20 protein-coding genes and 1 riboswitch are annotated in these 12919 nt (G+C 35.5%); of the genes, 15 read left to right on the forward strand and 5 right to left on the reverse strand.

The window, feature by feature from the left end:
• Positions 1 to 13: 13 nt before the first annotated feature.
• The 4 genes from CDZ92_RS03370 to CDZ92_RS03380 all read left to right on the forward strand — a co-directional run bounded on the left by CDZ92_RS03370 (position 14) and on the right by CDZ92_RS03380 (position 2520).
• Positions 14 to 1279 carry a Y-family DNA polymerase gene (locus tag CDZ92_RS03370; protein ID WP_096153539.1) on the forward strand — a complete coding sequence of 422 codons (1266 nt, stop codon included), beginning with the start codon at positions 14 to 16 and terminating at the stop codon, positions 1277 to 1279.
• 23 nt (positions 1280 to 1302) lie between these two features.
• The gene (locus CDZ92_RS03375) at positions 1303 to 1626 is read left to right on the forward strand and encodes a YolD-like family protein (RefSeq protein WP_096153540.1); all 324 of its coding nucleotides are present in this window, start codon (positions 1303 to 1305) and stop codon (positions 1624 to 1626) included.
• 110 nt (positions 1627 to 1736) lie between these two features.
• Positions 1737 to 1862: a hypothetical protein gene (locus tag CDZ92_RS20200; protein WP_255249771.1), complete on the forward strand. Its 126-nt coding sequence runs from the start codon at positions 1737 to 1739 to the stop codon at positions 1860 to 1862.
• 49 nt (positions 1863 to 1911) lie between these two features.
• On the forward strand, positions 1912 to 2520 hold the full coding sequence (locus CDZ92_RS03380; RefSeq protein WP_096153541.1) for a hypothetical protein: 609 nt from the start codon (positions 1912 to 1914) through the stop codon (positions 2518 to 2520).
• Positions 2521 to 2622: 102 nt separating this feature from the next.
• On the opposite strand, the gene CDZ92_RS03385 is transcribed toward CDZ92_RS03380, so the two are convergent.
• Positions 2623 to 2862: an HPr family phosphocarrier protein gene (locus tag CDZ92_RS03385; RefSeq protein WP_096153542.1), complete on the reverse strand. Its 240-nt coding sequence runs from the start codon at positions 2860 to 2862 to the stop codon at positions 2623 to 2625.
• Between the two features lie 169 nt (positions 2863 to 3031).
• On the opposite strand from CDZ92_RS03385, the gene mntA reads away from it, so the two are divergent.
• Positions 3032 to 3436: a type VII toxin-antitoxin system MntA family adenylyltransferase antitoxin gene (gene mntA / locus CDZ92_RS03390; RefSeq protein WP_096153543.1), complete on the forward strand. Its 405-nt coding sequence runs from the start codon at positions 3032 to 3034 to the stop codon at positions 3434 to 3436.
• 41 nt (positions 3437 to 3477) lie between these two features.
• Here mntA and CDZ92_RS03395 read toward each other — a convergent pair whose 3' ends face one another.
• Complete coding sequence (locus CDZ92_RS03395) at positions 3478 to 3690, reverse strand: CDGSH iron-sulfur domain-containing protein (protein WP_096153544.1); 213 nt, start codon at positions 3688 to 3690, stop codon at positions 3478 to 3480.
• Between the two features lie 182 nt (positions 3691 to 3872).
• Between CDZ92_RS03395 and CDZ92_RS03400 the strand changes: the two genes are divergently transcribed.
• Both CDZ92_RS03400 and CDZ92_RS03405 read left to right on the forward strand, forming a co-directional pair.
• On the forward strand, positions 3873 to 4202 hold the full coding sequence (locus CDZ92_RS03400) for an iron-sulfur cluster biosynthesis family protein (RefSeq protein WP_096153545.1): 330 nt from the start codon (positions 3873 to 3875) through the stop codon (positions 4200 to 4202).
• A gap of 2 nt (positions 4203 to 4204) precedes the next feature.
• On the forward strand, positions 4205 to 4447 hold the full coding sequence (locus CDZ92_RS03405) for a DUF2552 family protein (protein ID WP_096153546.1): 243 nt from the start codon (positions 4205 to 4207) through the stop codon (positions 4445 to 4447).
• A gap of 72 nt (positions 4448 to 4519) precedes the next feature.
• Here the strand turns inward: CDZ92_RS03405 and CDZ92_RS03410 are convergent, their stop codons facing one another.
• Complete coding sequence (locus tag CDZ92_RS03410) at positions 4520 to 5032, reverse strand: GNAT family N-acetyltransferase (RefSeq protein WP_227521461.1); 513 nt, start codon at positions 5030 to 5032, stop codon at positions 4520 to 4522.
• A gap of 150 nt (positions 5033 to 5182) precedes the next feature.
• Here CDZ92_RS03410 and CDZ92_RS03415 point away from each other — a divergent pair, with 150 nt between their 5' ends.
• The gene (locus CDZ92_RS03415; protein WP_096153550.1) at positions 5183 to 5998 is read left to right on the forward strand and encodes a hypothetical protein; all 816 of its coding nucleotides are present in this window, start codon (positions 5183 to 5185) and stop codon (positions 5996 to 5998) included.
• A gap of 212 nt (positions 5999 to 6210) precedes the next feature.
• On the opposite strand, the gene CDZ92_RS03420 is transcribed toward CDZ92_RS03415, so the two are convergent.
• Together CDZ92_RS03420 and CDZ92_RS03425 are read right to left on the reverse strand one after the other, a co-directional pair.
• Positions 6211 to 6480: a DUF3006 domain-containing protein gene (locus CDZ92_RS03420; RefSeq protein WP_096153551.1), complete on the reverse strand. Its 270-nt coding sequence runs from the start codon at positions 6478 to 6480 to the stop codon at positions 6211 to 6213.
• Between the two features lie 5 nt (positions 6481 to 6485).
• Positions 6486 to 7724, reverse strand: coding sequence for an MBL fold metallo-hydrolase (locus tag CDZ92_RS03425; RefSeq protein ID WP_096153553.1), 1239 nt, complete (start codon positions 7722 to 7724; stop codon positions 6486 to 6488).
• A gap of 106 nt (positions 7725 to 7830) precedes the next feature.
• Positions 7831 to 7942: riboswitch (guanidine-I (ykkC/yxkD leader) on the forward strand.
• Positions 7943 to 8214: 272 nt separating this feature from the next.
• On the opposite strand from CDZ92_RS03425, the gene CDZ92_RS03430 reads away from it, so the two are divergent.
• From CDZ92_RS03430 to CDZ92_RS03460, 7 genes are all read left to right on the forward strand, one after another.
• Complete coding sequence (locus CDZ92_RS03430; protein WP_096153555.1) at positions 8215 to 8553, forward strand: DMT family transporter; 339 nt, start codon at positions 8215 to 8217, stop codon at positions 8551 to 8553.
• Positions 8554 to 8868 carry a DMT family transporter gene (locus CDZ92_RS03435; RefSeq protein ID WP_096153556.1) on the forward strand — a complete coding sequence of 105 codons (315 nt, stop codon included), beginning with the start codon at positions 8554 to 8556 and terminating at the stop codon, positions 8866 to 8868.
• A gap of 22 nt (positions 8869 to 8890) precedes the next feature.
• On the forward strand, positions 8891 to 9643 hold the full coding sequence (locus CDZ92_RS03440) for a class I SAM-dependent methyltransferase (protein ID WP_096153558.1): 753 nt from the start codon (positions 8891 to 8893) through the stop codon (positions 9641 to 9643).
• Positions 9644 to 9846: 203 nt separating this feature from the next.
• Complete coding sequence (locus tag CDZ92_RS03445; RefSeq protein WP_096153560.1) at positions 9847 to 10467, forward strand: hypothetical protein; 621 nt, start codon at positions 9847 to 9849, stop codon at positions 10465 to 10467.
• A 20-nt stretch (positions 10468 to 10487) separates the two neighbouring features.
• Positions 10488 to 10919 (forward strand): hypothetical protein, encoded by a 432-nt coding sequence (locus CDZ92_RS03450; protein WP_096153561.1) that lies wholly within the window; start codon positions 10488 to 10490, stop codon positions 10917 to 10919.
• Positions 10920 to 11002: 83 nt separating this feature from the next.
• Positions 11003 to 11773: a class I SAM-dependent methyltransferase gene (locus tag CDZ92_RS03455; protein ID WP_096153563.1), complete on the forward strand. Its 771-nt coding sequence runs from the start codon at positions 11003 to 11005 to the stop codon at positions 11771 to 11773.
• A gap of 48 nt (positions 11774 to 11821) precedes the next feature.
• A complete protein-coding gene (locus tag CDZ92_RS03460) occupies positions 11822 to 12874 on the forward strand; it encodes a DUF2332 domain-containing protein (RefSeq protein WP_096153565.1) in 1053 nt (350 codons plus the stop codon).
• Positions 12875 to 12919: the final 45 nt, after the last annotated feature.

Genomic DNA, 12919 nt, shown 5'->3' on the forward strand with positions numbered 1-12919 from the left:
GAGGTGAACTTTCATGGAGACAATCAATTACAGCCAGCTACCCAACAACAAGATATTGTGCGTCGATATGAAGAGTTTTTATGCAAGTTGTGCAGCGGTCATGATGGGGCAAGACCCGCTCACAAGCTACATTGCAGTCGTTGGAGATACGGAGCGACAAGGAAGCATTGTGCTTGCGGCCTCTCCAAAACTAAAACAAGAATTCAACATTAAAACGGGCTCTAGACTATTCGAAATACCAAACGACCCGCGCATTCAAATCGTGAATCCGAAGATGGCCACATACTTACGAATTTCCACTGAAATTACAAAGTTGTTCCATCAATTCGTACCGAAAGAAGCCATTCATACGTACAGCGTCGACGAAAGCTTTTTGAAATTAGACGGAGTGGAGTCCATTTGGGGAGATGCACACACCATTGCTGCAAAAATAAAAGAAGCCATCGAGCGCGAGTTTCAGCTCCCATGTGCGATTGGCATTGGCCCAAATATGTTACTGTCCAAGCTTTGTTTAGATCTTGAAGCAAAAAAGAAAGGCATCGCCGAGTGGACATATGAAGATGTGAAAACAAAACTTTGGCCATTGTCACCGCTAAAAGAAATGTGGGGAATTGGCTCACAAGTTCAAAAAACATTAAACAAAATGGGAATATTCAATGTAGGTCAGCTAGCCAACTACCCGTTAGAGTTATTAGAAAAAAAGTTCGGTGTGATGGGGAATCAGCTTTACTATCACGCATGGGGAATTGACCTATCCGAACTTGGCGCACCGATTATTCAAGGACAAATTAGCTTCGGAAAAAGTCAAATGTTGCTTCGGGACTACACAGACCCGACAGAAGTAAAACATGTTCTTCTTGAAATTTGTGAAGAAGTGGCAAGAAGAGCGCGTCACCACGGCAAAGCCGGCCGCACAATTAGTCTTGGAATCGGTTATAGCCGTGACGAATTAGGTGGCGGATTTTACCGATCAAAAACAATGGAAGGCCCAACGAATATTACGATGGACCTGTATGAAACATGCCTTCAACTTTTTAAAGAAAACTACGTAAACAAAACCGTTCGGAAAATTTCAGTGTCCCTATCCAATATCGTCGATGATAGTGAGATGCAACTGAATTTGTTCGAACTCGACCGACCAAAACGAAGAGAGCTCGGATATGTGATGGACCAAATTCGAAATAAATACGGATCAGATGCATTGCTACGTGCAGTTTCGTACACAAATGCTGGAACAGCGAGACACCGAAGCAGGCTTGTTGGTGGGCATAAAGCGTAAATAAATAAAGGAGGATAATCGCCATGATTCGTGACCGTGGAACAATTAAATGGACGTCCATGATGCTACCAGAGCATGTCAAAATGCTCCGAGATTGGACGAAAGAAGACTCATATGAAATAAAACCAGAACTAGACGAACAACAAATCGAAATGATGAATGAGCAAATTGGCGAAGCGATGGAGTTCGGAAATGAAGTAACCATCACATACTACGAAAATAAACGCTATCAACTGTTTGTCGGTACGATTCACCATGTTGACCCAATAAAACGCCGTATGCACGTAGTCGACAAGTTCGGCGAAGTTTCCTACTTGCCATTAGGAGATGTATTGGATATTTCTTGAACATATTTCTTGGAAATATGAAGGATAAATACCTATTTAAGTAGAAGTTATTCTAACAATGGAGCAGTATAGGAAAATTGCTCAATTGAAGATAAACAGGAGGTATTTCTTTGCTGATTCTCGGATTTATTGGGTTGTTTTTAACGCTTTTTTCTATTGAAGCAAAACTTAGAAAAACAAATAAACAGAATGATGAAATAATAGACTTATTAAAGAAGTTAAATGACAAAAGTTAGGAAGATATTAAGCTAGCGGGTAGAGTGGAAAATTAAGAGGTGGATAGAAATGAAAAAAAATTTTTTATTAATTTTATTATCATTGATACTTTTAGGGTGCTCAAATGAAAAGGTACATGAAGAATTTTTTGATGAAAAGGTTAAATTAGAAGTGGAATCCATTTACTTGTCTCTAAGCATGAATGAAATTCTCGAGGAAATTCTTGAAGAAGAAGTGTTAAGTTTTAGCAATGCATATTTATTAAGTGAGAAAGCTCGTAGTTTATTTAATTCTCACGAGGAGTTAGTAAAATTAATGAGAAATATGAACGATGTTGATTCAGAACGAGCAGAAAGTAGTTCAGCCATCGGTGTTCTTCATTATGCAACAGATATTTTGTCTAGAAATATGATAGAGCCTCGAAAATTAGATGATTCTTCGTTGGAAATATTTAAGGCAATGCAATCCATTGTTGAGTATTGGAGTAATGAAATTCCACTTCAAAAAGGGATAATAAAACTGGAGTCTCATTTCGTAATCAAAGATGAATATTGGGAACATACATTTGAAGATGATTTTTGGCGTATAGCTACAAGCTTTTTTCATGAGGATAATGAGAGTTTAGAATTTAATTCCAATGTAAGTCATTTACAACAAGCTCTCCAAAAAAACTGGTAAAAAACGTTGAAAGAAATTAGCAACCATAATTCATTACACTACACAAAAAATAGAGTGCCAAAACATATTTTGTTTGGCACTCTATTTGATAAAGTTAACTATTTACTTTTTCTCAAACAACCCTAATCCAAGTAAGGCTTCTAATACTTCTTCGCCTTCGTCAGAAGAAATTTCAACCTCTTGACCAGGCTGTAGAGCTAACGCAAGTAGGCCAAGTAAGCTTTTCGCATCGACTACCCAATGCTCTTTCTTAAATAAGATTGTCCCAGGATAAGCACTTGTCGTATTCACAACACTACTCGCACTCTCAGCAAAAATTGGTTTAAGTACAGTAACTACCATTTCACAACACTCCTTTGTCTCTTTTTCCAAAACGTTTATACCTTTAGTATAGATTAAAACAACGAAACAACAAGCAATTTTTCATGAAAATTTATTATGGATATATTGTTAGAAAAGGAATAAGTAGAAGTGATATGATAAAAGAAATACGAAGTAGCGGGTGGAGCGGTTGGATAAAAAGTTGATAGAAACGATAAGTGATTTTTTAGTTAAAGAAGTAAATCCGTATTATATAACTGTTTTTGGATCAATGGCAAAAGGTACTGCAAGGAAAGATAGTGACATCGACATCGCATTTCTTTCAGACGAGAAATTCGAGCCATATGACCTGTTTATCATCGCTCAAAGATTAGCGTCCATTTTAGATAAAGACGTTGATTTAATCGATTTAAATAAAGCATCCACTGTTTTTCAGGCCCAGATTGTTGGAACAGGAGAAATTATTTTTTGCACTGATGAATACCGCAAAGCAATTTTTGAAATGAAAACATTTAAGATGTACGCAAAATTAAATGAAGAACGAGAAGTGGTTTTTAAGAGGATTATGGAAAGTGGTCAAATATATGAAAAATAAAACGCTTGGGTTCATTAGAATCCAAGCGCTAGAAATGAGATTTAGTCTCCAAGAACCTTCTCCGCGCGAACGCAAGATTCGAAATTTCCTTTATGGGAAGCATCACAGAATGGTAAATTTTTTGATAAGCCACAGCGGCATAGTGAGAATGCAGGCTTTGTCTCGAACTTATTTCCGTCCACATCTACAAGTTCTACATCACCAGTTACACGAAAAGCGCCGTTATCCATTACTTTAATTTGTACTTTTGACATTAGAAAATTCCTCCTTTTTCTCCGTATATTAGTATCCTATACATCATTGCCCAAATTCGCAACCTTTTAATCTGCAAAAAAGTAGGAAGGAATGTCGCATTTAACAAGAAAAAGCATGAAAATCACCATATAACAAAAACTATGGTACAATGCAAGTACAAACTTTTTTGGAGGCAAGTACGGTGAAAGTCACATTTACAGAACGCGCGCTGGGGAAAATTCAGCCTAAACTAGAAAACAGTCCAACGAAATGGATGAAAATAAAATATGATACAGAAGGATGCGGCTGCGTTGTGAGCGGTGTTTCAGCACTATGGATTACGTCTGAAACAGAATGGGATGACGTAGAAGTAGACACTAATATAGAAAAGCTAGTAATGGAAAAATCAAAGCTTGTCTTTTTTGACGAAGACATGACAGTAGATTTTGTCGAGTCTGCTAATACCTTCATGCTAAAATGCCCAAGTCAAATCTTAAATCCACGTATGTCTTTAAAAGAAGTGGGGGCGTAATCATGAGTGATAAAACAAAATCATTAAAAAATATTGCAGCCCAAAAGACTTGGGTAAGCTTTTTAAACCATAATCACCCATACACGTTATTACACTGGTCGATCGGCGGTATTAACCACGACGATAAAGACGTATGGCTTATTCAAGACGAAGTCACATTTGAAGTACAAGAATTTGAAAGCCTAGATGCTGCGATTGAGTGGATAAAAGCAAATATGGACGGAATTACAGACGTACTAGGCTAAGCTTGAGGAAACCCCTCGAGCTTTTTTAATAATCAGTTCTGTTACAATTGCTAAATTTCCCTTTGAAACAAATTAAGTCAATTTTTTATAATATATGATAGTTGCATCAAAATGCCCATTTTCCGACTTTGCATAATCAGGTATCCGACCAACATATTGGTAGCCGAGTGAAGTGTAAAGCAAATTGGAGGGATCTCCTTCTCTCGTATCTAGTACTATTAAAGTTTTCCCCATTTGTATAGCTGTTTCATGAGCCTTCTCCATTAATAAATGGCCAATTCCCATTCGACGGTAGTTAGAGAGAGTCATTAATTTTGCAATCTCCGCTCTATGGCTTCCATTTTGTTTGGAACAAAGGTGTAATTGTACGCTACCAACTACTCGTTCGTTAGCTTTTGCAAGAAAAAGAATTACGTTTGAATCCTGGATGCTCTCCCAATAATCTTGTGCCGCAAAAAAAACTAGAGGTGGAAGAAAGCCAATGGATGCACCATGCTGAACAACATTTATTATTAGTTCACTAAGATCTTTTATGTTTTCCTCAATCTTTATGCATTGTTCAACACTAATAGCTATTTTTTCCAAAGAACCACACCCTAACATGATTTATATGAATAATGTGACACAAGACAGGAGCATATAAAAGGAGTTTGTTAAAAAATCTAACACGATTTTTGTGCTATAATCAACACAATTTGTCTCGCTTGATATTTGAAGGTAATGGAGGTAAAGATAATGGAAACTGGAGAGTTTGAAAGGCTTTGTCACTCAATTGATGATTATATTTGGGTAGAGCAGAAAAAAAGAGAAATAACTGGGGGTACAATAACTTTTAAAGAAATAGATAAGATTAGCGAAATGCAAAAAATTGATAAAGTAATGATTTCAGGACTAAAACAGGATTCTTTTGAGTATTTCATTCGTACCCAGAGTTATAAGTTTCAAGCGATTATGTTTTGGAAAAATAAGCTTGTTGAGGACTGGTCACTTCTATCTACATTAAAAAATGTAAAATTTATCGGCTTCTTCCACAATCAACGGATTACGCAACTATGGGATATGACTGAAAACAATTCACTGGAGGGTCTCTATATTAGCGACTTTACGAGGCTACATTCGCTAGATGGAATAAAAAATGCACCCAAGTTAGAGCGATTGTACTTCGGTGATGCCGTATGGAACACCAGTGTATTAAATGACCTGAAGGCATTGGAAAACTCAAGGTTGAAAGAATTCCATTTTGCGGGTAAAGCCATTAAGGAAGAGGATATAACAATTTATACTAAAATGCCAAATCTTGAAAGATTAAATTTTCGGACCAACCTATACACTACAGAGCAGTTAGCGTGGTTAGTTGCGAATTTACCAAATGTACAAGGGTATTCATTAAATCCATATGTTAAATTTAATGATGTAAATAGTACAGAAAAGGATATTCTAATTTGCGGTAAAAGAAAACCGTTTTTATCTTCAGAAAAAGATGAAATGAAAATCCGAAAATATGTTGATGAATTTGAACAAATGGTAGAACAGTTCATAAATGAAAATTAAATCATTTCGTATTAAATGATAAAATGCACTGCATAAAGCAGTGCATTTTAGCTTGCATTTTGGTCTGTAATTTTATTTTTTGCTATAAAACGGAACCCGTTACGAAAAGAGGAGGTTCCTTTTTACACCAAAAACGATAGTTAAAGTTTAAAATTACCATAATGTTAAAACAGAGTAGTAAAACTACTAGCAGTTACGTTGTTTAGTTACTGCTATTGTCTTTTAAAACGACTACCTTTACTTTTCGATTTTAAGCGATTGATTTGACTCGAAACTTTTTGTTGTGAATTTTGTTCGCTTTGAGAATCGAGAGTGAGTGCTGTAATTTCTTCCCCAAATACAGTTAGATGATAGTGACTACCTTCTTTAGAGCCAAGCGGAAGTTGAGACACGTCTATGACAAACTCTTTTTGCAAATCCTCAACTAAAATAGTGGCGTGCTTTCCGTCAACGATTCTATCTAAAACACCTTTAACATTCATTCGGATCACCTCACACAAGCTAAGTTTTGATTTTTAATATCAGCTAGTCTTCCTGCACCAATCCCTGAGATAGAAGATAAGCTATCGATGCTTTGAAACGGTCGTTTAGAAATAAGCTCTTCTGCCCGAGCAGGCCCAATATGCTTGATCTCTTGTAAGCTATCGAAGCTTGCTGTATTAATATTGATGCAATCACTAGGTGTTGCAGTTTCAGGGTCTTCCTTTTTAACTTCAGGCTTTGAAGCTGTTTCTCCACTAGAAGTTGGTGAAATCGTTCCATCCATTTTAGTCTGCACATCAAAAGTATCGCCATTGGTCGTAATAACAATCGTACCGTGTATGTCGGTACCGTACAAATCAACACCTGCATCCATTACCCGCGTTAATACTTCATCATGTGGGTGGCCGTAATTATTTCCAACGCCGGCAGAATATATCGCTACTTTCGGGTTTACTGCCTGTAAAAATGCGGATGTGGTGGATGTGTTTGAACCATGATGTCCAAGTTTTAAAATGTCTGCATCTAAATGATGACCACGCTTGAGCATGGCTTCTTCTGTTTGTCTTTCAGCATCACCGGTGAAAAGGAAAGAAACCTCTCCGTATTGAACTCTCATCGAAACAGAACCTTTGTGAACATCTCCAGTTAATTTTTCTGGATTTATTATTTCCAAAACTAATGGGCCAATGTCATATACTTCTCCAGCTCTTGGTTCGTGATAGTCTGCGCCACTTCTTTCCACCGCATCCATGGCACGCTCAAACGTTTGGGAAGTTGAGATATCTCCAGACATCCACACTTCCGAAACCGAAATGCCACTGTCCAAAATTTTATCCAATTGTCCGATATGATCGGCGTGAGGGTGACTAATAATGATAATATCTATGTGTTCAATTTTTTGGATATCCAAGTACTGAACTACATCATTTCGATTCCAGTTTCCAGTGTCATAAAGAATACGAAAATCTTCGCCTTCATACGAATAGTTGAAAAGAATGGAATCTGCTTGTCCGACATCGATGTAATGGACAGATAAATTTTCTAAAGATCCGTCACTTATATTTGTTGAAATGTCTTCTTTCTCGTCTTCAGCTGAACTTTCATTAGATGTCTGAATTTCAGTAGGAGAGTCGTCTTCTTGTGAAACTTCTTGATGGTTTATTGTTGTAGTTTCTATTCCACATCCACTAGCAAAGAAAAAAACTAGTATACTAAGAATAGAAAGTAATAGTTTATTATGCATCTCCGACCTCCTTAAGTCACCATACCATTATAAAGGAAAGGGCAGAAAATATGTGATAATAATTGAAATAACAAGTTTGGATTTAGTATAATGGAATAAATTTAAATACAAAGCATTCTAGGGTTCCGTAGCAACTCAAGCTAGTCTGGTCCGAGAGAAGGCGCACGAGTAAGAAGTACGAAAGCTTGTGTACACGGAAGGAAAAAAGCCTGGGAGATATTTCATCACAATATCTCTCAGGCTTTTTTTAGGTTGTTCCGAAGAATATTGTTCATTAATTGAGCCTTTCTAGCGGTTGATTTCCGCGCATATCGTAGACTCCTGCGGGAGAAGCGGGGAGCGGGAGACCCCACAGGCGCTTGTGCCGAGGAGTAGGTTTTTTCACGACAGTGAAAATAACCTTCCTTTTTACCGCCCGCGGAAAGCGAAGATATGCGCGGAAATCAACCGCGGTATTTAAACAGCCTATGATAATTAAGGAGGAACCAATATGACCAAACACTGGATAAAAGTATTCATCGCGGCATTTTTCGAAGTAATTTGGGTCACTGGATTAAAATATGCCACAACTCCAACAACATGGCTAATAACCATCATCGCAATTATAATAAGTTTTTATTTAATGATTATGGCCGGAAAGTTTTTGCCTGTTGGTACGGTTTACGCTGTTTTCGTCGGGCTAGGCACAGCTGGCACCGTTTTTATAGAAATAATCTTTTTCCATGAACCATTGAATCCAACCAAGTTATTGTTTATAGGATTATTACTGCTCGGTGTAATGGGACTAAAAGTTGTGACAAAACCACAGCCGAAAGGAGAAGAAGCTTAAATGGAGTGGATGTACTTAATAATTGCTGGGCTATTTGAAATGTTTGCAGTAGTCATGATTAACAAATTGCACCACGATCGTAAGGTGTCTTCTTTTTTCCTTTTAGTAGGGGGATTTGGACTTAGCTTCTTATTTTTAGCACTAGCAATGGAGACTTTACCAATGAGCACGGCCTATGCTGTTTGGACTGGCATCGGGGCTGCAGGTGGAGCTATTTTAGGAATGATATTTTACAAAGAGTCGAAAGATTGGATGCGAATTTTCTTTATTAGTCTAGTAATTGGTGCTACGATTGGGTTGAAATTATTTTCGTAGTTAAAGGCAGGTAATGTTATAAATGGAAATGTACCAAAGTTTATGTGTGCAGTATTACGATATTGATAAGCCGACTGCTCCGGAAGATGCGTTTCAATTTTATTTACAGTATGTAAAAGAAGCAAATGGACCCATACTTGAGCCAATGTCAGGATCGGGAAGATTTTTAATTCCATTTTTACAACTTGGATATGAAGTAGATGGAATAGATGCATCGCCATCTATGAATCAAGCTTGTTTAGCAAATGCTGAGAAACTAAACTTAACAACTAATGTGTACGAGCAATTTTTGAATGAGCTTAACCTACCGAAAAAATATAACTTAGTTATCATACCAGCAGGTTCAATTGGACTGATAACAGATGATAGTGTATTAAAAGCTTCATTTGTAAAAATAAACCAATATATGGTGCCAGGGGCTAAGTTAGTGTTTGAAGTGGACACAGTAGAATACAAGCCAGAAAACTTTCATGTGGTAACGGGATCTATTAGAGAACGTGCAGACGGAGCAAAGATTTATATGACAAAATTTGCTGACTCCTACGACGCAAACACAAACGTAATGAGGTCTATTCATAAATATGAATTATTTAAAGATGGTAAATTGCTAGATTCGGAGCTTGAGGATTTCCGTGTAAAGTTATTAAAAAAAGAATCTATTTTTCAGCTTTTAGAAGAGTGTGGGTTCACTAATATTAAAACATATAAACTTTACGAAAAAGTCGAACCAGTAAATGATGCGATGGAAATCATAATAGAATGTGAAAAAAAGTAAAACAAAGACGCATACCAACACTAACTAGCATAGGAAAAAGTATATTAAAGTAGTGTATTTCTCACCAGAAAAAACACTGCTTTTTTTGTATTTGTTTGTGTAATTATATGGTAAAATTGGAAAAGGGGTTTGTTGTTTTATTAACCAAACAGAAGTGTTGAGTTAACGTAAGTATAATAACTTTTGTAAAGGGAGAAGAAATCTTGATGAAAAAAAGAATACTATTGTTACTTTCGATTGTATTGTTAAGTGCCTGTAATAACAACGCTGATACTTCAGAACAAAAGGAATTAAGGGAAAAGTTGATTGAAGTTACTCAATTAGCTGGTGAATTAGAGTTAGAAAAAGAAGATATTGATAATGCGATAAATGAGGCTGCTTCATTAGATCTCCAAGGTGAAGCAAGAGATTGGTTAGTTCGTACTTTCTTAATTTATATTTCTGCTGGCAAAGAAATAGAGAATAAAGAACAAGTATATGAGGACAGTCAATTGTATATGTTATATGAACAAACGTGGCAAGATTTAGCTTTTGAAAGATACGGAGTTGAGTTAAACGAAGAAAGATTACAGGAGATTTTAGAAATTACTTTAAACCCTCTAAAAGAAGAAGAGTTTGAAATACCTTATTATCTTGCAAATGCATTGGGGTATAGTATAAATGAATTTTTTTATATCTTTGATAGACATATCTATGAGAGATGGGAAATCGGTGAGAAGTTATATCCGTTATTAGAAGAAGAATATAAACTAAAAGATAATCAAGAAATAAGTAACAAATATAGAATGGAAGTTATTGATGAAATAGTAAAAAATCAAGCTTGAACTAATGGGAGGGGTAGTTTTTGACAAGAAAAGTGTTGTTTTTTTTATTATGTATATTTTCGTTGACAACTTCTGTTCAGGCACTAAGTTGGGCTTATTCTTTTGTTGTTTGGAATGGGAATGTCTACGAAGTTACAAATGAAAATGTGCTTGAAGGTGAAATAGGTAAGGTCATAGGGGAAGTAAAGACAAAACCTAATGAAATGACTGGGAATTATTATGGAGATGCTTCAAATGCTTACCCAAAAGGAACAAAATATTTTGAGATAAGTGGTACACCTACTAAAAATTCTATTGCTGTAGAAGTCGAAGAGAAGAAGTGGCTTAAAGCGAATTTTGTTCACAAAGCACCTTTTCATTGGATGAATTTAGCTAAAAAAATAGCACCTTTACTAATTTTAGGGGCTGTCGTTGTAATCATTATCTTACGAATGAAGAAGAACAATAATTAATAGTTTTGTAGTCACTCGCAAAGAACTAAATGAAAGAATTTCAAGAATTCAAGTAATTTAAATTCATTGAAAAGGAGACAAAAATGGTTTTAGATAATTTTGAAGAATATGATGATCCTATTTTATATGATAAAGAAAATGAATCATATATACCAGAGGTACCATTACTATTAAAATGGGCGGAGAAAAAACAAGGAACCATTATTGATTTAGCTTGTGGTACTGGTAGAGTAACGATTCCTTTAGCTAAAAGTGAGTATAAAATTGTAGGTGTAGATATACATAAAGGAATGTTAACCGAAGCCGAAAATAAGGCTTCCAAACTTAATTTGCAAATAGAGTGGGTAGAACAAGACTGTACGAAACTGAATTTAAACATGAAGAGTAATTTGATATATTCAGTTGGTAACTCCTTTCAACATTTCCTTACAAACGAAGCACAAGATGGATTACTAATGTCTATAAACAAACATTTAGAAGTTGATGGAGTTTTCATTTTTGGTACAAGGTTTCCTAGTGTTGAAGAATTACTACAACCAAGTACAGAAGAGTTTTGGAGAACTTATACAGATAGTGAAACTCTAAATACAGTGGATGTATTTACTATTAGTGACTATGACTCATTGAATCAAATTCAACATTACACAACGATTAGGAAATACAAAAACATTGATGGTGAAATTATAAATGAAAAAAGAACTAACATCAGTTTAAGATATGTATTTCCTAAGGAAATGGAAAGAATATTGCACTCTCATGGTTTTGAGATCCTTCACCTTTACGGCGACTGGAAAGAAACACCAATCACTAACGAAAGTTATGAAATGGTTTACGTATGTAGGAAGATAAGTTAGTTACTAGTAAAGGTATTTAGGAGATTGTTATAGAAAGGAGAAGTTTCTTTGGCTAATTACGAGCTTTTGTCTCAAACTTTTTTGAACTTTGCGGAAAAGGAATGTAAATGGTCTAGTCTATTATATGAATTTTTGTCTATTAAAATTTCTAAAGATGATAAACTTCTTGAAATTTGTAGTTATGCAGGTAAGGGGCAACCTGTCCCAAACCTGTTATTTGGTGCAGTACATTATCTTTTAATAAAAGGTAAAAATCATCCATTAAAGGAGTTTTACCCGAGTATAGTAAGTAATCCAAAATCATATAAAGACTCGTTTGAATTCTTTAAGGATTTTTGTTTAAAATATAAGAATGAAATTGAATCAATCCTCAAAACTAGACTTGTCCAAACGAATGAAGTACGAAGATGTGCCTACCTTTATCCTGTTTTTTGCACGATTTATGAGAAAGTGAAGAAACCATTAGCACTTATTGAAATTGGAACTAGTGCAGGGCTACAACTCCTTTGGGATAAGTATTCCTATTCATACAGACAAAATGATATTTATGGCAATATTGAATCCAAACTTCATATTACAGCAGAAATTAAAGGAGAAAATACTCCAATCCTCCATTCCACACCTCCACCTGTATCAACAAGAATGGGAATAGATTTAAATACCATTGATTTAAATGATGAAGATGAGAAATTATGGCTTAAATCCTTAATTTGGACCGAACATACAGAGAGGCTGTTAATGTTTGAGGAAGCTTCGAATTATTTTAAAGAAGTACAGGTTAGTTTACATAATGGTGATGGAGTTAGTTTATTACCTAATTTTGTTGATACAATCAAAGAAGATAGTGTAATTTGTATTTTTCATACTCACGTTGCAAACCAAATGACTTTAGAAATGAAAGAACAACTGTTGCAAACTGTAGAAGCTATCGGTAGGAAAAGAGACGTTTTCCATATTTACAATAACATTCAAGATAGGTACTTACATCTTGATTACTATTTGGATGGTATGGAAAGTAAAAATACAATTGCTGAAACCGATGGACACGGTAGATGGTTTAAATGGTTTTTAGAAAGCCAAAATGCTAAACAAGTAGAATGATAAAGTTGTTCCAAAAAAGGAATTTAATCCATTAAACAGCCATCT

Source organism: Bacillus sp. FJAT-45066, assembly GCF_002335755.1.
Classification (GTDB): domain Bacteria; phylum Bacillota; class Bacilli; order Bacillales; family Bacillaceae_I; genus Bacillus_CD; species Bacillus_CD alkalisoli.